Source organism: Rhizobium sp. PAMB 3174, from assembly GCF_052908375.1.
In genome coordinates this window covers 3,897,501-3,922,117 of record NZ_CM128608.1, presented here as the reverse complement: position 1 = coordinate 3,922,117, position 24,617 = coordinate 3,897,501, and the positions used below count along the sequence as shown (strand labels likewise).

Annotated in this window: 19 protein-coding genes, 1 tRNA gene and 2 rRNA genes (1 of these 22 only partly in view); 15 read left to right on the top strand and 7 right to left on the bottom strand. The window is 59.4% G+C overall.

Features of this window, described 5'->3' with window-relative positions; all coding sequences use genetic code 11:
* Nucleotides 1-8: 8 nt before the first annotated feature.
* Together ACU5AY_RS18750 and ACU5AY_RS18745 are read right to left on the bottom strand one after the other, a co-directional pair.
* Entirely contained in the window at nucleotides 9-683 is a 675-nt protein-coding gene (locus ACU5AY_RS18750; protein WP_446827323.1) for a GntR family transcriptional regulator, read from the bottom strand.
* Between the two features lie 333 nt (nucleotides 684-1,016).
* On the bottom strand, nucleotides 1,017-1,493 hold the full coding sequence (locus ACU5AY_RS18745) for an Lrp/AsnC family transcriptional regulator (protein WP_446822564.1): 477 nt from the start codon (nucleotides 1,491-1,493) through the stop codon (nucleotides 1,017-1,019).
* A gap of 380 nt (nucleotides 1,494-1,873) precedes the next feature.
* Between ACU5AY_RS18745 and ACU5AY_RS18740 the strand changes: the two genes are divergently transcribed.
* From ACU5AY_RS18740 to ACU5AY_RS18680, 13 genes are all read left to right on the top strand, one after another.
* Nucleotides 1,874-3,274 (top strand): aminotransferase, encoded by a 1,401-nt coding sequence (locus tag ACU5AY_RS18740; RefSeq protein WP_446827322.1) that lies wholly within the window; start codon nucleotides 1,874-1,876, stop codon nucleotides 3,272-3,274.
* Nucleotides 3,275-3,306: 32 nt separating this feature from the next.
* The gene (locus ACU5AY_RS18735; RefSeq protein WP_446825996.1) at nucleotides 3,307-4,083 is read left to right on the top strand and encodes an amino acid ABC transporter ATP-binding protein; all 777 of its coding nucleotides are present in this window, start codon (nucleotides 3,307-3,309) and stop codon (nucleotides 4,081-4,083) included.
* Nucleotides 4,084-4,120: 37 nt separating this feature from the next.
* Entirely contained in the window at nucleotides 4,121-4,939 is an 819-nt protein-coding gene (locus tag ACU5AY_RS18730) for a transporter substrate-binding domain-containing protein (protein ID WP_446827321.1), read from the top strand.
* A gap of 59 nt (nucleotides 4,940-4,998) precedes the next feature.
* A complete protein-coding gene (locus ACU5AY_RS18725; RefSeq protein WP_446827320.1) occupies nucleotides 4,999-5,712 on the top strand; it encodes an ABC transporter permease subunit in 714 nt (237 codons plus the stop codon).
* 2 nt (nucleotides 5,713-5,714) lie between these two features.
* Entirely contained in the window at nucleotides 5,715-6,395 is a 681-nt protein-coding gene (locus tag ACU5AY_RS18720; RefSeq protein WP_446822560.1) for an ABC transporter permease, read from the top strand.
* Between the two features lie 23 nt (nucleotides 6,396-6,418).
* Nucleotides 6,419-6,772, top strand: a complete 354-nt coding sequence (locus tag ACU5AY_RS18715) for a cupin domain-containing protein (protein WP_446822559.1) — start codon at nucleotides 6,419-6,421, stop codon at nucleotides 6,770-6,772.
* 43 nt (nucleotides 6,773-6,815) lie between these two features.
* Nucleotides 6,816-8,135, top strand: coding sequence for an NAD(P)/FAD-dependent oxidoreductase (locus tag ACU5AY_RS18710; RefSeq protein WP_446827319.1), 1,320 nt, complete (start codon nucleotides 6,816-6,818; stop codon nucleotides 8,133-8,135).
* Nucleotides 8,136-8,805: 670 nt separating this feature from the next.
* Nucleotides 8,806-9,054 carry a hypothetical protein gene (locus ACU5AY_RS18705; RefSeq protein ID WP_446827318.1) on the top strand — a complete coding sequence of 83 codons (249 nt, stop codon included), beginning with the start codon at nucleotides 8,806-8,808 and terminating at the stop codon, nucleotides 9,052-9,054.
* The gene (locus ACU5AY_RS18700) at nucleotides 9,051-9,338 is read left to right on the top strand and encodes a DUF1488 family protein (protein WP_446827317.1); all 288 of its coding nucleotides are present in this window, start codon (nucleotides 9,051-9,053) and stop codon (nucleotides 9,336-9,338) included. The genes ACU5AY_RS18705 and ACU5AY_RS18700 overlap by 4 nt, the downstream gene beginning before the upstream one ends.
* The gene (locus ACU5AY_RS18695) at nucleotides 9,335-9,526 is read left to right on the top strand and encodes a hypothetical protein (RefSeq protein WP_446827316.1); all 192 of its coding nucleotides are present in this window, start codon (nucleotides 9,335-9,337) and stop codon (nucleotides 9,524-9,526) included. Before ACU5AY_RS18700 ends, ACU5AY_RS18695 begins: the two co-directional genes overlap by 4 nt.
* Before the next feature lie 81 nt (nucleotides 9,527-9,607).
* Entirely contained in the window at nucleotides 9,608-11,887 is a 2,280-nt protein-coding gene (locus ACU5AY_RS18690) for a glycosyltransferase family 4 protein (protein ID WP_446827315.1), read from the top strand.
* The gene (locus ACU5AY_RS18685) at nucleotides 11,884-13,284 is read left to right on the top strand and encodes a glycoside hydrolase family 130 protein (protein ID WP_446827314.1); all 1,401 of its coding nucleotides are present in this window, start codon (nucleotides 11,884-11,886) and stop codon (nucleotides 13,282-13,284) included. The genes ACU5AY_RS18690 and ACU5AY_RS18685 overlap by 4 nt, the downstream gene beginning before the upstream one ends.
* Nucleotides 13,281-14,441: an AGE family epimerase/isomerase gene (locus ACU5AY_RS18680; RefSeq protein WP_446827313.1), complete on the top strand. Its 1,161-nt coding sequence runs from the start codon at nucleotides 13,281-13,283 to the stop codon at nucleotides 14,439-14,441. Before ACU5AY_RS18685 ends, ACU5AY_RS18680 begins: the two co-directional genes overlap by 4 nt.
* 89 nt (nucleotides 14,442-14,530) lie before the next feature.
* Here the strand turns inward: ACU5AY_RS18680 and ACU5AY_RS18675 are convergent, their stop codons facing one another.
* Both ACU5AY_RS18675 and ACU5AY_RS18670 read right to left on the bottom strand, forming a co-directional pair.
* The gene (locus ACU5AY_RS18675; RefSeq protein WP_446827312.1) at nucleotides 14,531-15,259 is read right to left on the bottom strand and encodes an MOSC domain-containing protein; all 729 of its coding nucleotides are present in this window, start codon (nucleotides 15,257-15,259) and stop codon (nucleotides 14,531-14,533) included.
* Nucleotides 15,260-15,568: 309 nt separating this feature from the next.
* Nucleotides 15,569-16,174 (bottom strand): helix-turn-helix domain-containing protein, encoded by a 606-nt coding sequence (locus tag ACU5AY_RS18670; RefSeq protein ID WP_446822549.1) that lies wholly within the window; start codon nucleotides 16,172-16,174, stop codon nucleotides 15,569-15,571.
* Nucleotides 16,175-16,723: 549 nt separating this feature from the next.
* Here ACU5AY_RS18670 and ACU5AY_RS18665 point away from each other — a divergent pair.
* Both ACU5AY_RS18665 and ACU5AY_RS18660 read left to right on the top strand, forming a co-directional pair.
* Nucleotides 16,724-19,174 carry a GcvT family protein gene (locus ACU5AY_RS18665; RefSeq protein WP_446827311.1) on the top strand — a complete coding sequence of 817 codons (2,451 nt, stop codon included), beginning with the start codon at nucleotides 16,724-16,726 and terminating at the stop codon, nucleotides 19,172-19,174.
* Nucleotides 19,171-21,618 carry a GcvT family protein gene (locus ACU5AY_RS18660; protein ID WP_446827310.1) on the top strand — a complete coding sequence of 816 codons (2,448 nt, stop codon included), beginning with the start codon at nucleotides 19,171-19,173 and terminating at the stop codon, nucleotides 21,616-21,618. The genes ACU5AY_RS18665 and ACU5AY_RS18660 overlap by 4 nt, the downstream gene beginning before the upstream one ends.
* A gap of 170 nt (nucleotides 21,619-21,788) precedes the next feature.
* Here the strand turns inward: ACU5AY_RS18660 and ACU5AY_RS18655 are convergent.
* The 3 genes from ACU5AY_RS18655 to ACU5AY_RS18645 form a co-directional block, all read right to left on the bottom strand.
* A tRNA-Met gene (locus ACU5AY_RS18655) sits at nucleotides 21,789-21,865 on the bottom strand.
* Between the two features lie 238 nt (nucleotides 21,866-22,103).
* Nucleotides 22,104-22,218: ribosomal RNA gene (gene rrf, locus ACU5AY_RS18650) — 5S ribosomal RNA — on the bottom strand.
* 200 nt (nucleotides 22,219-22,418) lie between these two features.
* A 23S ribosomal RNA gene (locus tag ACU5AY_RS18645) occupies nucleotides 22,419-24,617 on the bottom strand (it continues 600 nt past the right edge of the window).

Below are 24,617 nucleotides of genomic sequence, written 5' to 3'. Positions count from 1 at the left end.
GCGCAGCGCTACGTCGGCGGCATGCAGGAGATGATGAATTCCATGCCCTCGCCGATGTCGTCCTCGATTGCCGCCCGCAGCGCAGCCGGATCGCGCGCGACAATCGCCGCCAGCGCTGATTCATGATGGGCCGTCAGGGCGGCAACTTCAGTCTCGTTGCGTTCCACCGCGCGTGGACCGGTTGTCAGCAGATTGAAACTCGGCCCTATTCGCAGCCAGAGATTTTCGATGATGTTGACCGCGATCTCCATGCCCGAGCAGCGGTACAGCGTGAAATGAAAGTCCTGATTTTTGACGAGGTAGCGCTTCGAGTCGCCGATCGCCAGGGCAGACCGCATCTGGCCCTGCAACTCGTACAGAACTGACAACTCCCTTGCCCCCACCCGCAGCGCTGCCGCTTCAGCCACCGATCCTTCAAGAATGGTACGCAGCTGCAGCAACTCCGTCAGGATTTCCCGGGTGATCTCGGGAACCGCATAGGTCCGGTTCGGCCTGAGAACGAGAGCACCTTCCGCAATCAGGTGCTGCACGGCCTCCCGCACCGGCATCGGACTGGTGCCCAATTCGCTGGCAAGACTTCTGAGGCTCACGGTGTCGCCAGGCATGAAGCGCCCCTTCATGAGGGCTTCACGCAAGGCCTGATAGCTCTGCTGCTGGAGACTTTCGCGGTCCACCGGCTTCATTCTTATCGACAGGGCATCCTCGGAAGGACTTGAGCTCGTTGTATCGGAAGTCACATTTGACTTGCTCACGGCAGGAAGCTTTCAACGTGCTGACAAGAGAAGCATGGAACAAACATTCTAACTCGTAATCTAGCAGAAAAACAAAGAGTTACCAATCCAAATGACGCCCCTCCACAGAAACCGGCGCGAGACGACGCCATTCTTGCAATCCCTTCGCGTGGCAGATGATGGAACGGTGCGGCGCGGAGAAATTTCCGTTCCCGGCATGATCCTGCGCACGCTTGTCTCGTTTCAGTGCCCCCACCCCGATCACGGGGATCTGCCCGCATGACGCTATGAGAAATCGTTGACGTCGATCGGCACGGAAAATCCGACTTTGACGCGATCCATCACCACCATCGTCTTGAACCCTTTGATATCGGGGTTTTCATAGAAGAACTTGCGGGTAAAGCCTTCATAGTCCTCCATGCTGCGCGCGGTAACGATCAGAACGAAGTCCGAATCTCCGGTCACATAATACCCATTCATGACTTCTGGCGTCTGCCGGATCGACTGCTTGAATCGATCGACAATATCCGCGCGTTCGCGCTCGAGGGACACCAGCACGAGCATCGCAAGCGGCCGTCCGACCGCCTTGGGTTTGACGACGGAGAGATCTGCCTCAATGACACCCTCTTCTCTCAGCCTTTTGACCCGTCTCTGGACGGCGGTCGCAGAGAGGCCAACCAGCGCGCCCAGCTCCTCTGTGCTGTGACGATTGTGGGACTGGAGAATGCTGAGAAGACGTGCATCAAGACGATCGAGTTGCATGGACATTCCTGCAGGTTTTCAACGGATTTTTTTAAAACAAAGCAGGATTTCCGCATCATTGCAACTTATCTTGCTGAATTTCTGCGCTGCACTGCACATAAGCTCTTCACGACGAAGGGGACGAAAGCGAGCGGCCGAATGTTGAACTCGATACCGACGGAAGGCCACGCTTTGAAGCAATTGAACGATGGGTATCGTTCCGAGACAGGACGTAAGTCGCGGGCCTCTGACGGGGCACCGGCATCGCCGCCCGCCGTGTCGGATCCCAAAACCCTTCAACGAATCGCACAGAGAACAGATGGCGAGGCAAGGTTGCTTGGTCGAAAGATCAACGCGGCCGAGAGCGCCTCTGGCGGCCTGGCCGCGTCAGGACATACATCATGAACAATATCGCTGAAATCGCCGACATGGACCGCAGGACAGTCCTGCATCCTTTCACCTACCTGAAGGACTATGCGCAGGGCGAAGCCGATCCCACCATCATGGAAACGGGCAAGGGCGTCCGTATCAAGGACGCAACGGGTCGCGAATATATAGACGGCTTTGCGGGCCTATACTGCGTGAATATCGGCTATGGCCGTACCGAAGTGGCCGAGGCGATTGCCCGGCAGGCATACAAGCTGGCCTATTATCACTCCTATGCCGCTCACACGACCGAAGAACTCGCAAGACTTTCAGACCGGCTCGTCCGGATGGCGCCGGGCAACATGTCGAAGGTCTTCTACGGCCTGTCGGGCTCCGACGCGAACGAAACACAGGCCAAGATCGTCTGGTACTACAACAACCTGCGCGGAAAGCCGCACAAGAAGAAGATCATCGCCCGCGAGCGCGGCTATCACGGATGCTCGGTGATCGCCGGCTCCATGACCGGGCTCAGCTTCTATCATGACCACATGGACCTGCCGGTTTCCGGCATCCTGCGCACCGGCGTTCCGCATTTCTATCGCGGCGCCCACCCGGGAGAAACCGAGGAGGCTTTCTCGCAGCGTCGCGCCGACGAGCTTGAGGCCCTGATCATCGCGGAAGGCCCCGACACGGTCGGCGCATTCATCGCCGAGCCGGTCCTTGGAACGGGCGGCATTACTCCGCCGCCGGCCGGCTACTGGCCGAAGATCCAGGCGGTACTGCAGAAATACGACGTATTGCTCATCGCCGACGAGGTGATCTGCGGCTTCGGACGTACCGGCTCCATGTTCGGCTCGGATCTCTATGGCATGGAACCCGACCTGGTCACCGTCGCCAAGGGACTGACGTCTGCCTATGTCCCGCTCTCCGCATCCATCGTCTCGCAGAAGGTCTATGAGGTCATGGAGGAAGCGACCCCGCGTGTCGGCTCCTTCTCGCATGGCTACACCTACTCGGGCCATCCGATCGGCGCCGCGGCGGCAAACGCCGTCCTCGACATCGTCGAGCGCGAGGATCTCGCCGGGCAGTCCGCCAGGAAGGGCGCCTATCTGATGGGGCGCCTGAAGGCTGCATTCGAGCAGAATCCGATCGTGGGCGAAGTGCGCGGCGTCGGCATGCTGGCGGCAGTGGAGTTTGTTGCGGATCGCGACACCAAGGCTGCATTCGACCCTGCTCTCAAGGTCGGCGCCCGGATCTCGCAGGCGGCACGCAACCGCAATCTGATCGCCCGGGCAATGCCGCATGGCGACATCCTGGGCTTCGCGCCGCCGCTCGTCATGACCGAGGCGGAGATCGACGAAATGGTCTCCATTGCCAAGGCCTCCGTCGACGAGGTTCTGAAGGAACTCGACAGCCAGGGCGCCGTGAAGAGCTGATGAATGACCAGCCGACTGGAGAGCCCGCGCGCATGAAGGACGTCCTGAAGGTCCACGATCTCGTCAAGTCTTTCGGCACGACGCGCGTGTTGGATGGCGTCAGCTTTCGCATGCGGCAGGGGGAGGTCATCTCCCTGATCGGCTCCTCCGGCTGCGGCAAGAGCACGCTGCTTCGCTGCGTGAATTTCCTCGAGGTCCCGAGCTCCGGCCAGATCGAAGTCCTCGGCGATGCGATCTCGGCCAGCACCGACAAGCGGGGTGAAAGCGTGATCGTCAATGCGGCAAATATCGTGCGATTTCGCCGGCAGATCGGCATGGTTTTCCAGAACTTCAATCTCTGGCCGCACCGCACCGTGCTCGGCAATGTGACGGAAGCGCTGGTCTATGTCCTGAAACTGTCGAAGAAGGAAGCCACCGACGTCGCGCTGTCTGCCTTGGCAAAGGTAGGCATGGCCGATTTCCGCGATCGCTACCCGCAACAATTGTCGGGTGGGCAGCAGCAGCGGGTCGCGATCGCCCGCGTTCTCGCGATGCGGCCCAAGCTGATGCTGTTCGACGAGCCGACATCAGCGCTCGACCCGGAACTGGTGGGCGAGGTGCTGAAAGTCATACGAACCTTGGCCGAGGAGGAAGCCACCATCCTTCTCGTCACCCACGAGATGCGGTTCGCACGCGATGTGTCGGACCGGATGATATTCCTGCAAAAGGGGCGCCTTGAGCAGGACGACACGCCGGAGGAACTGTTTCGCAATCCCGCTTCGCAGGCGGTGAGACAGTTTCTATCCAGCGTCATGCCGGCCAACGCCTGAGGGCGGGCCACAACAACAACCATAAAGGGGTAACAGAATGATCAGCAGCAAGTTCATCAAGGCCATACTCGCATCCAGCTTCCTCCTGATGGCCGCCGCCGGTGTGGCGTCGGCGGAAGAAGGCGTTCTCCGGGTCGGTACCGAGGGCGACGCGCCGAAGTTCAGCATGGCCGATGCCAGCGGCGACGTCAGCGGTTTCGACGCCGATATCGCCAAGGGCCTCTGCGCCGAGCTCAAGCTCACGTGCAAATTCGTCGTTCAGACCTTCAGCTCGCTTGTTCCGTCCATGGATAGCGACCGCTTCGACGTCATCATCTCCGGTCTCAGCATCACCGACGAGCGTGCCAAGAAGATCGACTATTCCATTCCCTATGCCACGACGCCCCAGTATTTCGTGGTGGCGAAGGATTCACCGCTTGCGGGGCTGAAGACGCTGGCCGAGATCGAGAAGGGTCTTGAAGGCAAGAGCGTCGGCGTGGTCACCGGCACCACCTATGCGAAGTTCGTCCAGAAGAACGTGCCTTCGGCCGATCTCAAGACCTATGACGCGACGACCCAGCAGCTCGCCGACCTCGCGAGCGGCCGCATCGATGCCGCTTATGGCGACTCGCCGACCTGGCAGGATTTTCTGTCGACCCCGGATGGCGCGAACTTCACCAAGATCGACGTGAAGGTCATGTCGATGGACGACCCGGAGACGCTCGGCAAGGGCATGGGCGTCGGGATGAAGAAGGGCAACACGGAACTGAAGGCCAAGATCGACGCAGCGCTCTGCAAGATGATCAACGAAGGCAAGGTCAAGGAAGCCTCGATGACCTGGTTCCAGGACGACTATACCATCCCTTGCAAGAAGTGATCCTTTGACAAGGAGACCTGCCTCGAGGCTCTTCGGGGCAGGTCAACGGGATGGTGCTTATGTTGACTGATTTTTGGGTGCTCATGGTGGAGCAGGGTTGGGCTCTGGCTCTGCTGAAGGGCAGCCTTGTGACCGTGGCCATCGGCTTGCTGGGTATGGTGCTGGGCTTCGTCGTGGCCACCCCCCTGGCCGTCCTGCGCTGGAAACAGGTGAAGGGGATTTCGCAACTTGTCGATGCCTACAGCGTCGCAGTCCGTGGCGTTCCCGGTCTGCTGGTGATCTACCTTCTGTTCTTCGGTTCGCTCGACTGGATCCGTTCCGTGACGACGGTCTTTGGCTTTCAGCAGGCTGCCGAAAATGCCTATCCGTTCATCATCGGGGTCCTGGCCATCGCCGTCATCTCCTGCGCCTATTCCATCGAGGTCATTCGCGGCGCGCTGGAAGCTGTGCCCCCCGGACTTTTGGAGGCAGCGGATTCCCTGGCGCTACCCTGGAACGTCACCTTTTTTCGCGTCACGCTGCCCTTGGCACTGCGGCTTGCGCTCGGCGGCATCAACAATGTCTGGCAGATGACCATCAAGGACACTTCGCTGATTTCGGTGGTCGGCCTGCAGGAACTCATGCGTACCGCTGCGATCGCGGCTGGCATAACCCGCTCTCCCTTGCTGTTCTACTGCATTGCCGCGGTGGTGTTTTTCGGGATGACGGCGGTGAGCCAATCCCTGTTCTCGATTGTCGAGCGCTCCCTCAATCGTGGCTTCGGGGGGCGATGACCATGGATCTCGACATCATCGGCTACGCCGTCCCGTTTCTGCTCACCGGCACGAAAGTCACACTGCTGATCGCGGTGTTCGGCATTGGTTTCGGCCTGCCATTCGGTGTTCTCGTGGGCCTTGGGCGCGGCTCGAAAAACAACCTCATCCGCCGCCTCTGCGACATCTATTGCGCCGTTTTTCGCGGCACTCCCATGCTGGTTCAGATCTTCATCATCTACTACGGCCTGGCCCAGGTGGGTTTCATACGACATAACCCGGTCATCTGGTGGATGATCGGCGACGGCCTCAACGCCGCCATCCTGGCCGTGGTGCTCAACACCGGCGCCTACACGGCGGAAATCTTTCGAACCGCCTTCCTCTCCCTGCCGAAGGGTCTCATCGAGGCAGCCGAAGCCTGCGGCATGTCGCCCTGGTATGTGTTCGCCAGGATCAAGTTTCCATTGGCGCTTCGCCAGGCGCTTCCGTCCTACAGCAGCGAAGTCGCCATCATCGTCAAGGAGTCGAGCCTCGCATCGACGATCACCGTCCTCGAGATCACCGGCTATGCCAAGCGGCTGATGAGCGAGACCTTCGCCATCATGGAAATCTTCATCATCACCGCCGCCTTCTATCTCGCCATCAACGTCGTCGCGCTGACGTCGCTGAAACTTCTTGAACGACGCCTCTCGTTCACCCGGTAAGCACCCCTTCAGAAAGGTTCATCATGTCCAAGCTTACATTCATCGACCAGAACAAGCTTCCCGAGCCGCGCAAGGGCCAACCGCTGCCCGAACGACTTCTCGAAGGCGATCCGCGTTTCCTCTCCTGGGATATCGCGCAGACCGAAGACGGTCAGGTCTCCTGTGGCTTGTGGGAGGCAACCCCCGGTGCCTATCGGTCGATCAAGGGCAAGGTCTTCGAATTCTGCTACATCCTGTCCGGCGTGTCCGAACTGACGGAAGACGGCGGCGAGACGCGCCGCATCAAGGCCGGGGATTCCTTCGTCATGCATCCCGGCTTCGAGGGTGTGTGGAAGGTCATCGAAACGACCCGCAAGATCTGGGTGGAGCGTAGCTGATTTCCACCGCGCCACCCGCCGCAACATCGACAAGGTGCCTTCAATGTCTGCATCCGCTCTCACTTCGCTTCAATCGACGCCCTACTGGTGGGACGATTGCGATTTCCAGTCCCTGCCGGTGCAGCCGGTCGGCGCAACCTGCGACGTCGTCATCGTCGGAGGCGGCTACACGGGGCTTTCGGCGGCAATCGAGCTAGCCCGGGCCGGCCGGCACGTGCAGCTCTTCGACCGGCAGCCCCTGGGCAAGGCTGCGTCCAGCCGCAATGGCGGCATGGCCAGCGGCAGCATACGGCCGAGCCGGAAGGCGCTGGTCAAGCGCTTCGGAGAAGCGCGCGCCAACGGCATTCTTCTGGAAGGCAAGGCGGCGCGCGAGGATCTCCGGCATTTCGTTGAGGAAGAGAGGATCGATTGCGACTTCTTCCTCTCGGGCCTTTTCGATGGCGCCATGACCCCCGGGGAAGCAGACGACCTGCGCCGACATGCGGATTTCCTGCATCGGATGATCGGCATCGAGGCGTTTCCCGTCGAGAAGGCAGATTTGGGCAGCTATATCGGCACGGACCTCTATATCGGTGGATTTGTCCGGAAGGACATCGGCGGTCTGCAGCCCGCAAAACTCCTCGCCGGGATGATCCGGATCGCGACCTCCACCGATGCCGTGATCCACGAGAACACGGCGGTGCTCGGCTGGAGTGAAGAGGCCGGTGGTGTGAGGGTGCGAACCCAACGCGGCGAGGTCCTTGCGAAGAAGCTTCTCGTCTGCACCGGCGGATACACAGATGCATTCGATCCCTGGCTGCGCCGCCGCCTGGTGCCCGTGCGCAGCCGGATCATCGCCACCGAGCCGCTCGGAACCGAAGTCATGGACCGTCTTATGCCGGCGCGCATGATGTATGGCGACATGCGCAAGCTCAGCTACTACTACCGGCCGTCGCCGGATGGCACGCGCATCCTCTTCGGCGGACGGGACGGCACGACGGAAGGCGATCCGAGCGCACCGACAGTACACCTGCAGGCCGAACTCGCACGGCTCTTTCCCGACCTGCGGGGCGTGGGGATCACCCATAGCTGGTTCGGCTACGTGGACATGAACCGCGACATGGTTCCACGGATGTTTTCCAGGGGCAATACGGTCTATGCCACCGGCTATTGTGGATCGGGCGTTGTCTGGGCCCGCTGGCTGGGCAAGAAGGCCGCCTTCAAGATCCTTGGCGACAAGGACCAGGCCCGCAGCGCCTTCGATATCGACACGCCACCCAAAGCCATTCCCTTCTACAGCGGCCGCCCCTGGTTCATCCCGATCGTCTATTCCATGTACGAGCGCCACGACAGGAAAACCCTGCGGCACCGGAACCGTCACTGATTCCGAGCGGAGTCCAGAGCGACACAAAGCCCCGAGAGGGGCTTTGTTTGTATTGCGGGGAATATTGGTTGCGGGGACCTGATCACACCGAGACCAGAACATTCAGCCAATCTTCTGGGGACTGGCTAACCTGCAATCACCAGACCCAAACGAAAAACCGTGGTTGGTGCTACGACTTTCATTGACAACGGGGCACCTTCACGGTGGTCATCGAAGTTGCCATCGCCCTGGCCGAAAGGCGGACAGAGCAGCGATTGCTGCCTCTGTGCCGGCGACATTGCGCAGTTCGACAATCGACATTGCACCATGGCAAGCCTCCGCCTGCGTCAGAATGCCAAAGGTCATTTGAAGTTTTGGTCCCGTAAGCCTTGCTCACAAGCCTTCTCGTTGAAAACGACAATTTCAAAACGATTGAGGTGCTGCCGTTTTCCAGAGAGTGCGGTTCGAGCTTGGTCGCTCCGCTAAGCGTCAACCTCTTTCTCCAATGCTGCCGGACAGAATCCTGGAGTCGCATCTGAAGCCGCAGCCCTGAGGTTCACCCCAAGGATGTTTCTCGAGCGACATTGCAATTCTTGGTACAGGGTCCCATATGCTAGTCAGTGGCAGCCATTGAACGGGCACTGCCATTTTCTGGGCGGCACTCACCCTGGCCCCAATCAAGGAGGACGGTATGTCTTCCGACCTTAATCAGCCAATCAGCAGCTACGACATCAGCATCATCAGGACCGTGCTTCGGCGCGCTGGGTTCCGCCATGAGGAACCATTGTGCGAGCTGGACCGCGGTGCAGCGCGCCATGCTCTGAAACTTTACCAAAGAGGTCTCCGGAGCTCCGGCGATCTGATTGGCGCCGTCACCCTGTGGGCCGATGAGGCCGTCAGCGCGCGGCGCAAGGCCGGCGTTCAGGCCACGAGCCTGTGACCCTCGCCTTCCCCAACTCAACCCGGACCTACGACGAGACGCGCGGCGTCATTCGCTTCATCGGGCATGACGGTCTGAACCAGGTGCTGTTTCTCTTGCCTGTCGCCGTGTTTGATCGCCCGGGCACGCCCGAACGCCCGAAGGAACGCGACTATCTCATGGCATTCGATCGGGCGCGCGAGCGCATCCTGAAGACGGCTCGTGCAGCCTTCCAGTCCCGCCGACGAGACACAATAGAACTCGATCTCAGTGCCTTCGGGTCGTCCCTCCAGTCGCAGACATGATGACGGCGATCAGGCGTTCGGTGAAATTCGAAGAAGGGGCGGTCATGGCTGATCGCCTGCGGACCGGGGTGGCCCTGTGCGATCCACAATCAGGCATCTGGAAGCAGGTTGATCTCGGCGAAGCCGAAGCTCTGTTGCGATGGGAGGATGAAGGCGGCAGCCCACGTCGCGGCGATGCTGCCGCCTGACGTTCGCAAATCGATCGCCACGCATAACTCAGCCTACGACTTTAGACGAGAGTTCGACACCATGTTCTGAAGGGAACGCAGATGACAAAGCCAACCCGTATCGCCTTCATCGGCAATTCTCTTCCTCGCCAATGTGGCATCGCGACGTTCACCGGCGATCTCTCCCACGCCATGGCTGATGCGTCGCAATCCGTCCGCGCGAGCATCGTCGCCGTGACGGATGCCAAGCAATCCTACGCCTATCCGGAAGACGTGATCTTCGAGATACGGGAGGATGAAGTCGAAGATTACGTGACCGCCGCGCGGGTCTTGAACGAAGGGCGGTTCGATGTGGTGTCGCTACAGCACGAATTCGGCATCTTCGGAGGTCCCGATGGTGACTTCATTCTCATGCTTTTGAAGAACCTGCGAGTTCCGGTCGTCACCACCTGCCACACCATCCTTGCCGAGCCGAGCCCGTCTCAACTCCACGTGCTGCAGAAGATCGCGGCGCACTCCAGTCGTGTCGTTGTCATGGCAGAGAAGGGCCGTACCCTGCTCACGGAAATCTATGGCGTGGCGGCGCGCAAGATCGACGTCATCGCCCATGGCATACCCGACCGCCCGTTTCACGATCCGGACATGGCCAAGCTGGACCGTGGCTACGCCGGGCGTCCCCTTATCCTGACCTTTGGGCTCCTTTCTCCCAACAAGGGCATCGAGGTGGTCATCGACGCCATGCCGGCGATCTTGAAGGACAACCCCGAGGCCTTGTACATCGTCCTCGGCGCCACCCATCCAACGCTGCTGCGCCAGCAAGGTGAAGCCTATCGCGACGGGCTGCGCCAGCGCACCGAGCGACTGGGCGTCGATCAGGCTGTGCAATTTCTCAATCACTTCGTCGACCTGCCCACGCTTCTCGACTTCATTGCCATGTGCGATGTTTACGTGACGCCCTATCTGGACGAGGCGCAGATGACCTCGGGTACGCTTTCCTATAGTTTCGGCATGGGGAGCGCGGTGGTTTCGACACCCTATTGGCATGCCTGCGATCTCCTTGCGGACGGACGTGGCCTGCTGGTTCCATTTGACGATGCGCCGGCAACAGGCAATGCAATTGCGTTCCTGCTCGGTGATGACGCCGCCAGAATGACCATGCGCAAGGGGGCTTATGATGCGGGCCGCTCGATGATCTGGTCGCATATCGCATTGCTCTATCTCGACAGCATGGCCAAGGCCCGCGACGCTTATCGAACCAAGCTCATCGGCAATCTCATCACTTTGCCGATCGACCGCTCGCCGCAGCGGACCGCTTTGAAGCTCGGCCATCTGCATTCGATGTGCGACGACACGGGCATCACCCAGCATGCCGTGTTCTCCGTTCCCGACAGGTCGCATGGCTACTGTGTCGACGACAATGCGCGAGCCCTGCTTCTATCCTCACTCCTTTCGGCCGCCGGCGAGACGGGCATCGCGGATCGGATGACGGCCTGCTTTGCCGCCTTTGTCGAACACGCATGGAACCCGGACACCAACCGCTTTCGCAACTTCATGAGCTACGACCGACGCTGGCTTGAGGACGAGGGCTCCGAAGACAGCCATGGCCGGACGCTGTGGGCGCTTGGGGCCTGCGCCCTGTCCGACGCGGATGCGCCCCGCCGTCGCTGGGCGAGCGCACTCTTCGCCAAGGCGATGCCCGTCACGCTCGCATTTCGTTCGCCGCGCGCTTTGGCCTTCACGCTTCTCGGCCTCAATGATTATTGCACGGCCAACCCGGAAGACCCTCAAGCCCTTGCGCTGCGCATTCGGCATGCCGAACATTTGATGGACCTGGAACGTCAAGTTTCCAAGGGGGGGCGCCGCTGGTTCGAGGAGGGACTGTCTTATGAGAATGCCCGCCTGAGCCAGGCCTTGATCGTGACGGGCCTGGCAACCAGCGTTCCGGCTTTTGTCGACACTGGCATTGCCACTCTGCAATGGTTGATGATCCGGCAGAGCGGGGATGAGGGCCAGTTCCGCCCCATTGGGACCGATGGCTTCTTCGAGGTCGGACGCCCGCCCATGCCGTTCGACCAACAGCCGGTCGAGGCGACGGCAACGATTTCAGCCTGCCTTGCGGCGTATGAAGCGACTTCGGACAAGAGCTGGATCGAGACTGCAAACAGGACCTTCGATTGGTTCACGGGCAGCAACGACCACGGCATCTCGCTCGTCGACCCGGAGACGGGCAGTTGCCGCGACGGCCTGCATGTGGATCGCCCCAACGAAAACAGGGGAGCGGAATCGGTACTCTGTTACCTGATCTCCTGCGTTGAGCTCGGTCGCGCAAACCAGATGCTACGCCCCGCTCGTCCAAGGCTCGGCGCCAGGCAATTGTCATGAGCCGTCCCACCCGGACCAAGAATGTCGAAGGATCAACCTTGCCCCAGTCCAGCCTCCTCAATCGGCAGGCGCACTATTTGAAGCCTGATCCGACCCGCGTCATCGTTCGTCCCTTCAAGCCGTCGACCGAACCGCGGGATCTCGCTCCGCGCGACAAGACCAGGGCCAATGAAATTGTCGATCGCGTGCTGTCCCTCGACGCCGTCTCCACTGCCAATCAGTTGCGCGAAATCCTCGCCAACTTTGATGGCCGGCATCGCAACCTGCTCAGACAGTTCGAGCTGAGGGCGGACGCGATGGAGGATGCCCTTCTGCACCACCCGCAGTTCAGCCAGCAACAACGGCAACTGGTTGGGGCCTATTTCCTGAATGAATATTCGTTCGAAGCCGCCGCCCTTTTCAATCCGAGCATCGTGCCGCATCCCGATCAGTCCGGGATGCAAGATGGAAGCCGCCGGCTGATCATCAGTCTGAGGGCCGTGGGAGAGGGGCACATCTCCTCCCTCACCTTCCGTTGCGGAGTGATCGATCCACACGGGGCCGTCACCATCGATGCGCCGACGCAATTGGCTGGACTGCCGGACATCCATGCCAGTGACGGCCTTGCGCCTGCCGGCTGTATCCGGCTGAGCTTTAAGAGTGATAGCGACCTCAGCGAGCGCGTGATCTTTCCCGCGACAGAGGCCCAGTCGAACGGCATCGAGGATGCCCGTTTCGTGGCCTTCGAGGACGCAGGCAAGACGAGCTATCTGGCGACCTACACCGCCTATAGCGGTTCTTCGATCCGCTCGGAGCTTCTGGAAACGAAGGACTTCCTGAATTTCACCCTGACTCCGTTGCGCGGACCCGCCGCCCGCAACAAGGGCATGGCGCTCTTCCCTCGGCGCATCAACGGCCGCTACGCGATGATTGCCCGGCAGGACAGCGAAAACCTCTACCTGCTCTATTCCGACGACCTTCACCATTGGGACGAGGGTCGCCTCCTGATGAAGCCGGAATTTGCCTGGCAGTTCGTCCAGATAGGCAATTGTGGGTCTCCCGTCGAAATCGATGAGGGATGGCTCATGTTCACGCACGGCGTAGGCCCGATGCGTCGCTACGCGATTGGCGTGACCCTCCTCGACAAAGAAGACCCCAGCATCATCCTGTCGCGTACGGTCGAGCCGTTGCTGCAGCCGGAGCCGACGGAGCGAGAGGGCTATGTGCCCAATGTCGTCTATTCCTGCGGAGCCATGAGGCACGGCGATCTGATCGCCTTGCCTTATGCGGTCTCGGACACCTATTCCAATTTCACAACGATCGAGATCCGCCGGCTTCTGGAAACCATGCACCCGCCGGGCCCGCTTTTTGCGGGCGCGGCGGGCGAACACTCCCGCTCCAGCGGCATAGGGCCATGAGCCTCCAGCGTTTGAAAGCCCTCTTCCTAGGGGAAGTACTCCCAAGCTGGAGCAAATCGGGCTTCGAGGAAACCTGCGGGCAGTTCGTCGAGCATCTGGAGCTCGACGGATCACCCCAAAGGTCGGGCGAGGTGCGGACCCGCACGGTGGCGCGTCAGATTTATGTGTACGCTCATGCGGCCCATCTCGGCGTCGCCCCATCCGGATCACTCGCCATGGCAGAGAGAGCCTTCGCCAACCTCCATCGTGTCGCCTGGGTGGACGGCAAGCGCGGCGGCTATGGAAGAGCCTTCGATCGCCACAGCGAAATCCTGATCGACCCCACTCGCGATCTTTACGACAATGCCTGTGTCGTGCTCGCCCTTTCCTGGCTGCTCACGGCCACGGGAAACGCCATGTACCGACATCAGATCGACCTGACGCTTCGTGCGATCGACAGGACACTGACGGACGAATTCGGCGGCTGGGCTGAAGACAGCAACGGCACCCTGCCGCGTCGGCAAAATCCCCACATGCATTATCTCGAAGCGGCACTGGCCTTGTGCGAAAACAATCCGACGCCTTTGCATTTCCGGTTGGAAGACAAGGCGTTCGCCCTCCTGCGGTCGCATTTTTTCTTGGAACCGAAGGGACCCTTGCACGAGCTCTTTGGACCTCGCTGGGAAATCGCCGAACGCTATGGATCAGACAGACTTGAACCTGGCCACATGTGCGAATGGGTCTGGTTGACTGCCCGGCACGATGTTCTCGCCGACAGCAACCATACCCGGATCTGTCTGGATCTGTTTTCAACCGCCCTTGCCATCGGGCGCACGGAGGGCTCGTCCTTCCTGGTCGACTCTGTTTCCAGAACGCCGGCCAGTCCGTCGAGACGCCTCTGGCCCCAGGTGGAAATGCTGAAGGCCATGGTCACGCTGCATGAACGCCTTGGGGTTATCCGATATCGGGTCGATGCCGACGCATTGGCCTCCGAAATCATTGGCCTCTACATGACAGGCGTACCTCAAGGTTGCTGGCACGATCGCCTGGATCTGAATGACTGCTCGATCGCTCAGACTATCCCCGCAAGCTCTCTCTATCATCTCTGGACGGCAGTCGCGGATCAGGTCGAAAATGGCGAACGTGCGCGCTCGCAATCCGTAGTGATAGCTTCGTGAGCATGTTGGAGAGCTGGTGCTTCAGAATTGCAGAGAAAGGATGGAGCGGCAGCCAGTCGAGCGCCTATCGAGCGGAATGTCCCCATCCATCAAAGAAGGCACACCACATCCCCGACCTTCAGCACGCCGGTGGCGCCAGGCGCGCAGTAGACGCCCATGTTGCGTGCGCCAAACTTCATCACATTGCGCAGAATCTCGGGGTCATTTTCCAGCCCCTCCTGTGCGAGGATGGTGAAGCCGCAGCGTTTGGTCGGGGCGATCACCGTTCCATCCACGAATCCAAGGCGGATGAGCCTGTCGATCCAGCCAAGTTCGGCAAAGCCGGTGACGTCGCTCTCTGCGTCCATGAAGATGTTGGGTCGAAAGCGGCGCCGGTCGGGGTTACCTGCCGGGTGAAGGGATTTCAGGTGTTCGACGGATGCGCTGGTCAGGAGATGCAGCGGCGAAACATCGTAGCGATCGACGGCAAAGGAGGTTGCTTCTCCGGTAGCGGCCGAACGCTCGTAGGGCCTTAACTCGACAGCGAATTCGAAGAACACGGTCAAGGCTGCGGTAAGGTTAGGCGCCTCGATGCCAAGCCATTCGTGACCGGGAACCTGAACCTCGATCCCTCCCGTTTGCGCGGTGCGCGATTTCACGAACACCGCCTTTTGCCAGCGCTTGTCGCGTTCGGGGTGAGCGACGATGCCCGTCTCGGCATCGACAAGAGCGTAGCGCCTGTCGCCTTCCATCCCGGCCGGCGATACGGAGACCTCGTCCAGCCGCTCACCAGTCACGGAACTCACCGGATAGCGCCAAAGCTCCTTGATTCTACCCACGCGCCGCATCTAGTGCATCACCCCGATCGCCGACGGCATTGTCCCAAAGACGGGCTTGAAGGTTCTGGTGAAACCAGAGGCGTTTTCGATCATCGGCATTTTGGAGTTGGCCAGCAAAGATTTTGCCCTTTCCATGTTAACGCGCGAATCCGCCTGAGCCGGTGACAATCCGGTCGTCTTCACAGTTTTCTGGAGGGGAGCGCGTGGCCGTTCCCCTTGCACCATCGTCCCGCGAAGCAGAGTGAACAGAAGTGCCCAAAGGTGAAGTCGGACCGATCGAACCCTGAATCGAAGCAGTCCTATTGTTTATCAGTAGTGCGGAGGCGTAATGACCCACACCACCTTCGTCGGCTTGTCGCCGCTGTTGGCGCAACGATGCGTTTCGGTGCTCTTGAAGGAAAAACTGTCTCCCTCTTCGAGCTGGAAAAACACGCCCGATACCCACAGATCCAGACGCCCCGAGATCACCAGTCCCGCTTCGACGCCGTCATGGCTATAATCGCCACTGTCGGAGCCGGGCTCGATGGTGCTCATCAGGAGTTCGAGAGGGCCGCCAAGGTTCGGCGACAGAAGCTCTTCCTCAATGCCTATCCCGGTAAACACAAACCGCCGTCTGTTATGGGCACGGACGACGATATCGCGCTCCATGCTCGGGACGTCGTCCGCATGAAAGAACCAGTTCATGTGAACGCCGAGAGTGCCGCTGATCTTCTTGAGGACACCGATCGGCAGCTTTGTCTGGTTGCGCTCGATCTGGCTGAGATAACCTACGGAGATCTCAGCCGCGTCGGCCACCTGCTGTAGTGTGAAGCCCTTGACCTTTCTAAGTTCCCTGATCTGTCCGCCGATCTCTGCCTCGCGGACAATGTCCTCCGTATTGAGCTTTTCGACCGCAGGTAAGTTTCTACGTGGCATGGGCATTCCTCAGCAGAAAATCAGAAATATGTGCATTCTGGGTGCAGATACAGACACTGCCTGATGTTCGAGTCAAAACCTTCCATGAAATTTCCATCGCGGTTTTTCAAGCGTTTTTTATTTCGAATACGACGTTGAATATTTATTTGTGAAAAATCGATGTCATTTTTTCACACTTGTAAAATATTTTTTGATGTGAAATGAATTGAAGCGTCCAAATTTTACGGACGACGGCACTGTCCCCATTTCAGGGAAAAAAGCGGGCCCGATACCGGAGTGGGAAAATGAGACATCTTGAACGGGACGCCGCTTTGGGTGGTTCCTACGTCAATCACGTGTGCCCTCTGATTAAACCGCAGCACGCTTTTCGCGTCGGACCGGCGGTGCGTGCCGCCCTGAACTGTCATCAGCGAAAATCATCATCTCCGGTGGTCGCGCACTCGGCTCTTCGCCGATCTGTTCGACGTACGGCCAGAGTTCGAGACGTCCCTCCAACACGATAGTTTGGTGACGGGAGCGGCTTCGCTCCAGCAATTCCAGGAGACTGCAATGTCCGAACTTCCATCAAGAGCCCGTGTCGTCATCATCGGTGGTGGTGTCGTCGGCGTCTCTGGCCTTTATCATCTTGCCAAAGCCGGCTGGACCGACTGCGTGCTGCTCGAGAAGAACGAACTGACCTCCGGCTCGACCTGGCACGCGGCCGGCAACGTCCCGACGTTCTCGTCGTCGTGGTCGCTGATGAACATGCAGCGATATTCCACGGAGCTTTACAAGCGCCTGGGTGCCGAGGTCGACTACCCGATGAACTACCATGTGACCGGCTCGCTGCGCCTGGCCCATACCGACGAACGCATGCAGGAGTTCCAGCGGGTCAAGGGAATGGGCCGCTATCAGGGCATGGACATCGAGGTGCTGGGGGTCGACGAGATCAAGTCGCGCTATCCATTCCTCGAGATGCATGACCTGAAAGGTGCACTCTATGATCCGAACGACGGCGATATTGATCCTGCTCAGTTGACGCAGGCTCTGGCCAAGGGTGCCCGCGACATGGGGGCGAAGATCTTTCGGTTCTGCCCGGTCACCTCGGCTCGCCGCGAGAATGACGAATGGGTAGTTGTCACCGAGAAGGGCGAGATCCGCTGCGAGTTCGTCGTCAATGCCGCCGGCTATCGCGCGCAGGAGGTGGGCCGGATGTTCCGCCGCGAGGTGCCGATGGCCGTCATGAGCCACCAGTACATCCTGTTCGACGAAATTCCAGAGCTTGCCGCGTGGTCCCGCGAGAACGGCCGCAAGCTGCCACTTCTGCGCGACGTCGACAGCTCCTACTATCTGCGCCAGGAAAAGAACGGGATGAACCTCGGGCCCTACGAGCGCAACTGCCGCGTCCACTGGAACACGGCGGAAGATCCAATGCCTGCAGACTTTTCCTTCCAGCTCTATCCTGATGATCTCGACCGTCTGGAATGGTATTTGAACGATGCAGTCGAGCGGGTCCCGATCCTGGGAACCGCCGGCCTGTCAAAGGTCATCAATGGCCCCATCCCCTACGCTCCCGACGGCAATCCGCTCATCGGACCGATGCCTGGCGTGCCGAATGCGTTCGAGGCCTGCGTATTCACCTTTGGGATTGCCCAGGGCGGAGGTGCCGGCAAGGTGCTGGCGGAATGGATCATCGAAGGACAGACCGAATGGGACATGTGGTCCTGCGATCCTCGTCGCTTCACGGACTATACGGATCCACAATATTGCGTCGACAAGGCGATGGAGATCTACGGCAACGAATACGCCATCCATTTCCCGAAGCACATGTGGCCCGCAGCCCGCGACCGGAAGCTTTCGCCGATCCATGACCGCATTCAGGCGCTCGGCGGTCAGTTCGGACCCTTCAACGGATGGGAGCGTGCCAACTGGTATGCCCAGCCGGGAGACGATACATCCGAGCATTCCACGGAAACGTTCAGGCGCGATGGCCCCTGGGAGAAGCGCGTCCGGGAAGAGTGCCTGGCCGTCCGTGACCATGCCGGCATCCTTGATCTTCCGGGTTTCTCCCGCTTCAGGGTCAGCGGTCGGGGCGCACGCCAGTGGCTTCTGGGTTTGACCACCGGTCTCGTCCCGAAGACAGGCCGCATAGGTCTCGCATACTTCGCCGACGAAAAAGGCCGTATCGTCACTGAAATGTCCGTGATGGCCGTAGATGAGGACGAATTCCTGCTGATCACCGCGGCGGCCGCGCAGTGGCACGACCGGGACTGGCTGACAAAGCACCTGCCTGCCAACGGCGACATCTCGATCATTGATGTCACCGACCAATATTCTTGCCAGATCCTCACGGGCCCCAGGTCCCGGGACATTCTGGCAGCCGCCGCGCCAGCGTCCGATCTTGCAAGAGGCTGGCTCACGCATCAGACAATCGAGATCAATGGCAAGCCATGCCGCATCGTCCGCGTATCCTTCGCTGGCGAACTCGGTTGGGAACTGCACAGCCGGGTCGAGGACACGGCCTCGATCTATGACGCCGTGACGGAGGCAGGGAAGGCCTTCGGACTTCGGCCATTTGGGATGTTCGCGCTGGATTCCCTGCGATTGGAAAAGGGTTATCGCACGTGGAAGGGCGACCTCTCCACCGACTACACGGTCCTTCAGGGTGGCCTGGACCGCTTCATCAAGTTCGACAAGGAAGACTTCATCGGAAAGGCCGCACTCGCCCTCGAGAAGCAGGCCGGTGTCAAGAAGCGCTTCGTCACCCTGACGGTCGAGGCCGGTGAGTTCGACGCGCCATACATGTCCACGATCTGGCATGGCGATACCATCGTCGGCGAGACGACCTCCGGCGGGTATGGTTACAGGACAAACAAGTCGATCGCTCTCGGCATGCTCCGAGCCGATTTGCACGAACCGGGCACGAAACTGGAAATCGAAATTTACGGCCAACGTCATGCCGCAACGGTCCACGCTGACGAGCCACTTTGGGATCCGCAGAACGAGAGAATTCGCACATGAGCAACATTCCATCCCACGCACGCGTCGTCATCATCGGAGGCGGCATTTCGGGCTGCTCGGTCGCTTATCACCTGGCCAAGTTGGGCTGGAAGGACATCGTGCTTCTCGAGCGCAAGCAGCTTACATCCGGCACCACCTGGCATGCCGCCGGCCTTATTGGCCAGCTCCGCGCCTCGCAGAACATGACCCGGTTGGCCAAGTACTCGGCCGATCTCTACGTCAAGCTCGAGGCCGAGACGGGCATCGCCACCGGCATGCGCCAGAACGGCTCCATAACCGTGGCACTAACGGAAGAACGCAAAGAGGAGATTTACCGCCAGGCGACGCTCGCACGGGCATTCGATGTCGATGTCACCGAAATTTCGCCCCAGGAAGTCAAGAACCTCTACCCCCATCTCAACATTTCGGATGTCGTCGGTGCCGTCCACCTGCCGCTCGACGGTCAGTGCGATCCTGCGAACATCGCCATGGCGCTGGCCAAGGGCGCACGGCAGCTCGGTGCCCAGATTGTCGAGAACGTCAAGGTGACGGCCGTCCATAGCAAGGATGGGCGTGTGACGGGCGTGTCCTGGTCGAAAGGCACGGATGATGGTACGATCGCCGCCGACATGGTCGTCAACTGCGGCGGCATGTGGGGACGCGACCTCGCGGCCCGGTCCGGCGTGACCCTGCCTCTGCATGCCTGCGAGCACTTCTACATCGTTACCGAGGCGATCGAGAACCTCTCGCGCCTGCCTGTCCTTCGGGTGCCAGACGAATGCGCATACTATAAGGAAGATGCCGGCAAGATGCTGCTCGGTGCATTCGAGCCGGTCGCAAAGCCGTGGGGCATGGATGGCATCCGGGAGGACTTCTGCTTCGACCAGCTTCCGGAAGACTTCGATCACTTCGAGCCGATCCTTGCCCAGGCGGTAAACCGCATGCCGATGCTCGAGACCGCCGGGATCCACACGTTCTTCAACGGGCCGGAGAGCTTCACGCCGGATGACCGCTATTATCTCGGCGAGGCGCCGGAGTTGAAAGGGTACTGGGTTGCCGCCGGCTACAACTCCATCGGCATCTCCTCCTCCGGCGGCGCAGGTTTTGCGCTTGCCCAGTGGATGAACGATGGCGAGCCGCCGTTCGACCTTTGGGAAGTGGACATCCGGCGTGCCCAACCATTCCAGAAGAACCGCAGCTATCTGAAGGAACGAGTGACGGAGACCCTCGGCCTTCTTTATGACGACCACTTCCCATACCGCCAGATGGCCACATCGCGCGGCATCCGTCGTTCGCCGCTGCACGAGCATCTCAAGGCAAGGGGGGCGGTCTTCGGAGAGGTCGCGGGTTGGGAGCGCGCCAACTGGTTTGCCAGGGAAGGGCAGGAACGCGAATACAGATATAGCTGGAAGCGTCAGAACTGGTTCGAGAACCAGAGGGAAGAGCACCTTGCCGTTCGAAACGGGGTCGGGCTCTTCGATATGACCTCGTTTGGCAAGATCCGGATCGAGGGTCGCGATGCGCTCGCCTTCCTCCAACGGATTTGCGCAAACCAGATGGATGTCGCGCCGGGCCGTATCGTCTATACCCAGATGCTCAACAGCCATGGTGGCATCGAGAGCGATCTGACCATCACCCGATTGTCGGAGACCGCATTCTTCGCCGTCGTTCCCGGCGCGACCCTTCAGAGGGATCTCGCGTGGATGCGCAAGCATCTCGGCTCGGAGGAGTTCGCGGTCATCACCGACGTCACTGCCGCGGAGTCGGTGCTGGTCCTGATGGGTCCGAAGTCGCGCGAGCTGATCCAGCGCGTCAGCCCGAACGATTTCTCGAACGAGGCATTTCCGTTCGGGACGGCACAGGAGATCGAGATCGGAATGGGTCTCGCCCGGGCGCATCGCGTGAGCTACGTCGGCGAACTGGGCTGGGAACTCTATGTCTCGAGCGACCAGACGGCCCACGTGTTCGAAGCGCTCGAGGAGGCAGGCAAGGAATTCGGGATGAAGCTCTGCGGTCTCCATGCGCTCGACTCGTGCCGCATCGAGAAGGGCTTCCGTCACTTCGGTCACGACATCACCGACGAGGATCATGTCCTGGAGGCCGGCCTTGGATTTGCCGTCAAGCCTTCCAAGGGCGATTTCATCGGCCGCGATGCCGTTGTCAGGAAGAAGGAGGAGGGTCTCAAACGTCGCCTGCTTCAGTTCAAGCTTCGCGATCCCGAACCGCTGTTGTTCCACAACGAAGCTCTGGTGCGCGACGGACAGATTGTCTCGATCATCACCTCCGGCAATTACGGTCACTTCCTGGGTGGTGCCATCGGCATGGGCTACGTGCCTTGCAAGGGAGAAACCGAGGAGCAGGTTCTCGCATCGGTCTACGAGATCGAGATCGCCGGCAAGCGCTACGTCGCCGATGCCTCCATTCGTCCGATGTACGATCCGAAGTCGGATCGTACCAAACTCTAACCCGCTCGATAAGGATCAGCACCCTGTCTATCGCTGACACGCAGAAGCTGACAAGCCAATGGATGCGTTCACGACGGACCGGCAGTTCCAGAAGGAACCACGTATCCTGGCATCCGTAAATTCTCGACGCGTTGACAATAAAAAACCCGCCTTTGGGGCGGGTTTTTTATTGGTTGCGGGGGCAGGATTTGAACCTGCGGCCTTCAGGTTATGAGCCTGACGAGCTACCGGGCTGCTCCACCCCGCGTTATTGATGAGCCGACTGTGGATCTTTGCCACATGAACCGGGATTGGCATGCCCGGTTGTTTCGTTTGTCCGTCCTCGGCCCTTTGGGCCTGCGGTTGGACGGGGCTGCTCCACCCCTCGTTATTTCTGGGACCTGTGCGGTCTGCCTCAAAAGCAAAAGGCCGCTTTGGATGCGGCCTCGTCTTGGGCATGAGGCCCTTGGGTTTGTGAATGAGAAGATTTGTTTTGCCTTTTGCAGACCTGGCAGCGACCTACTCTCCCGCGTCTTGAGACGAAGTACCATTGGCGCTGGGGCGTTTCACGGCCGTGTTCGGAATGGGAACGGGTGCGGCCGCCCCGCCATAACCACCAGGTCGGCAAAGGGCAAAACATGAGAAGCTGGATTTTTGATCGCGTTTGGGCCTGTCCGTCTGGCACTTGCCGAAGCGAAGCTTCGCAAGGCCGAACGGCCGTCGCGCCTTGTGGCGCGGCCCGTCCGGAGCGTAGCGGCGAAAGCCGCGACAGCGTCAGGACAAGATGATCATCTTTTGTCGATGATCATTGATCAATGAGAACGATCAAGCCGATCGAGCTATTAGTACCGGTAAGCTTCATGCATTGCTGCACGTCCACACCCGGCCTATCAACGTGGTCGTCTTCCACGGCTCTGATAGGGAACACTCGTTTTCAGGTGGGTTTCCCGCTTAGATGCCTTCAGCGGTTATCCCTTCCATATATAGCTACCCTGCTATGCCGCTGGCGCGACAACAGGTCCACCAGAGATATGTCCATCCCGGTCCTCTCGTACTAGGGACAGATCCTGTCAATATTCCTACACCCACGGCAGATAGGGACCGAACTGTCTCACGACGTTCTGAACCCAGCTCACGTACCGCTTTAATTGGCGAACAGCCAAACCCTTGGGACCTGCTCCAGCCCCAGGATGCGATGAGCCGACATCGAGGTGCCAAACAACCCCGTCGATATGGACTCTTGGGGGTCATCAGCCTGTTATCCCCGGCGTACCTTTTATCCGTTGAGCGATGGCCCTTCCACGCGGGACCACCGGATCACTATGACCGACTTTCGTCTCTGCTCGACTTGTCAGTCTCGCAGTCAGGCGGGCTTATGCCATTGCACTCGACGACCGATTTCCGACCGGTCTGAGCCCACCATCGCGCGCCTCCGTTACTCTTTAGGAGGCGACCGCCCCAGTCAAACTACCCACCATACACTGTCCCGGATCCGGATGACGGACCGCGGTTAGACATCCACGAAGATAAGGGTGGTATTTCAAGGATGGCTCCACAAGAACTGGCGTCCCTGCTTCAAAGCCTACCACCTATCCTACACATGCCTTGGCGAATGCCAGTGTAAAGCTATAGTAAAGGTGCACGGGGTCTTTCCGTCTGACCGCAGGAACCCCGCATCTTCACGGGGAATTCAATTTCACTGAGTCTGCGTTGGAGACAGCGGGGAAGTCGTTACGCCATTCGTGCAGGTCGGAACTTACCCGACAAGGAATTTCGCTACCTTAGGACCGTTATAGTTACGGCCGCCGTTTACTGGGGCTTCGATTCAGAGCTTGCACCCCTCCTCTTAACCTTCCAGCACCGGGCAGGCGTCAGACCCTATACGTCGTCTTGCGACTTCGCAGAGCCCTGTGTTTTTGATAAACAGTCGCTACCCCCTGGTCTGTGCCACCCTCATCTACTTGCGTAAATAAGGGTCACGCTTCTTCCGAAGTTACGCGTGCAATTTGCCGAGTTCCTTCAACGCAGTTCTCTCAAGCGCCTTGGTATACTCTACCTGACCACCTGTGTCGGTTTCGGGTACGGTCTATACGGTGGAGCTATTTCCTGGAACCGCTAAGCAGCACTGACAATCCAATAAGTCAGTACAACAGTCGCAATCCGTCACTACCACCAGGCCCACGAATATTAACGTGATTCCCATCGACTACGCGTTTCCGCCTCGTCTTAGGGGCCGGCTAACCCTGCTCAGATTAACTTTAAGCAGGAACCCTTGGTCTTTCGGCGAGGGGGTCTCTCACCCCCTTTATCGTTACTCATGTCAACATTCGCACTTCCGATATCTCCAGGACCCCTCACAGGTATCCCTTCACAGACTTACGGAACGCTCCGCTACCACGTGGATAAATCCACATCCTCAGCTTCGGTGCATGGCTTTAGCCCCGTTACATTTTCGGCGCAAAGACCCTTATTTAGACCAGTGAGCTGTTACGCTTTCTTTAAATGATGGCTGCTTCTAAGCCAACATCCTGGTTGTTTTGGGATCCTCACATCCTTTCCCACTTAGCCATGACTTGGGGACCTTAGCTGGAGGTCAGGGTTGTTGCCCTCTTCACGACGGACGTTAGCACCCGCCGTGTGTCTGCCGAGTAGTACTCCCCGGTATTCGCAGTTTGGTTAGGATCAGTAAGACGGTGAGTCCCCATAGCCCATCCAGTGCTCTACCCCCGGGGGTATTCGCTCGACGCTCTACCTAAATAGATTTCGCGGAGAACCAGCTATCTCCGAGTTTGATTGGCCTTTCACCCCTAGCCACAAGTCATCCCAATCTATTGCAACAGATGCGGGTTCGGTCCTCCAGTTGGTGTTACCCAACCTTCAACCTGCTCATGGCTAGATCACTCGGTTTCGGGTCTAATGCAACATACTATGGTCGCCCTATTCAGACTCGCTTTCGCTACGCCTACACCTACCGGCTTAAGCTTGCATGTTACACTAAGTCGTTGACCCATTATACAAAA

Excerpts from the sequence above, each read along its gene's own strand:
- ACU5AY_RS18750 (WP_446827323.1), bottom strand. The coding sequence starts at position 683 with ATGAAGCCGGTGGACCGCGAAAGTCTCCAGCAGCAGAGCTATCAGGCC.
- ACU5AY_RS18745 (WP_446822564.1), bottom strand. The coding sequence starts at position 1,493 with ATGCAACTCGATCGTCTTGATGCACGTCTTCTCAGCATTCTCCAGTCC.
- ACU5AY_RS18740 (WP_446827322.1), top strand. The coding sequence starts at position 1,874 with ATGAACAATATCGCTGAAATCGCCGACATGGACCGCAGGACAGTCCTG.
- ACU5AY_RS18735 (WP_446825996.1), top strand. The coding sequence starts at position 3,307 with ATGAAGGACGTCCTGAAGGTCCACGATCTCGTCAAGTCTTTCGGCACG.
- ACU5AY_RS18730 (WP_446827321.1), top strand. The coding sequence starts at position 4,121 with ATGATCAGCAGCAAGTTCATCAAGGCCATACTCGCATCCAGCTTCCTC.
- ACU5AY_RS18725 (WP_446827320.1), top strand. The coding sequence starts at position 4,999 with ATGTTGACTGATTTTTGGGTGCTCATGGTGGAGCAGGGTTGGGCTCTG.
- ACU5AY_RS18720 (WP_446822560.1), top strand. The coding sequence starts at position 5,715 with ATGGATCTCGACATCATCGGCTACGCCGTCCCGTTTCTGCTCACCGGC.
- ACU5AY_RS18715 (WP_446822559.1), top strand. The coding sequence starts at position 6,419 with ATGTCCAAGCTTACATTCATCGACCAGAACAAGCTTCCCGAGCCGCGC.
- ACU5AY_RS18710 (WP_446827319.1), top strand. The coding sequence starts at position 6,816 with ATGTCTGCATCCGCTCTCACTTCGCTTCAATCGACGCCCTACTGGTGG.
- ACU5AY_RS18705 (WP_446827318.1), top strand. The coding sequence starts at position 8,806 with ATGTCTTCCGACCTTAATCAGCCAATCAGCAGCTACGACATCAGCATC.
- ACU5AY_RS18695 (WP_446827316.1), top strand. The coding sequence starts at position 9,335 with ATGATGACGGCGATCAGGCGTTCGGTGAAATTCGAAGAAGGGGCGGTC.
- ACU5AY_RS18690 (WP_446827315.1), top strand. The coding sequence starts at position 9,608 with ATGACAAAGCCAACCCGTATCGCCTTCATCGGCAATTCTCTTCCTCGC.
- ACU5AY_RS18685 (WP_446827314.1), top strand. The coding sequence starts at position 11,884 with ATGAGCCGTCCCACCCGGACCAAGAATGTCGAAGGATCAACCTTGCCC.
- ACU5AY_RS18680 (WP_446827313.1), top strand. The coding sequence starts at position 13,281 with ATGAGCCTCCAGCGTTTGAAAGCCCTCTTCCTAGGGGAAGTACTCCCA.
- ACU5AY_RS18670 (WP_446822549.1), bottom strand. The coding sequence starts at position 16,174 with ATGCCACGTAGAAACTTACCTGCGGTCGAAAAGCTCAATACGGAGGAC.
- ACU5AY_RS18665 (WP_446827311.1), top strand. The coding sequence starts at position 16,724 with ATGTCCGAACTTCCATCAAGAGCCCGTGTCGTCATCATCGGTGGTGGT.
- ACU5AY_RS18660 (WP_446827310.1), top strand. The coding sequence starts at position 19,171 with ATGAGCAACATTCCATCCCACGCACGCGTCGTCATCATCGGAGGCGGC.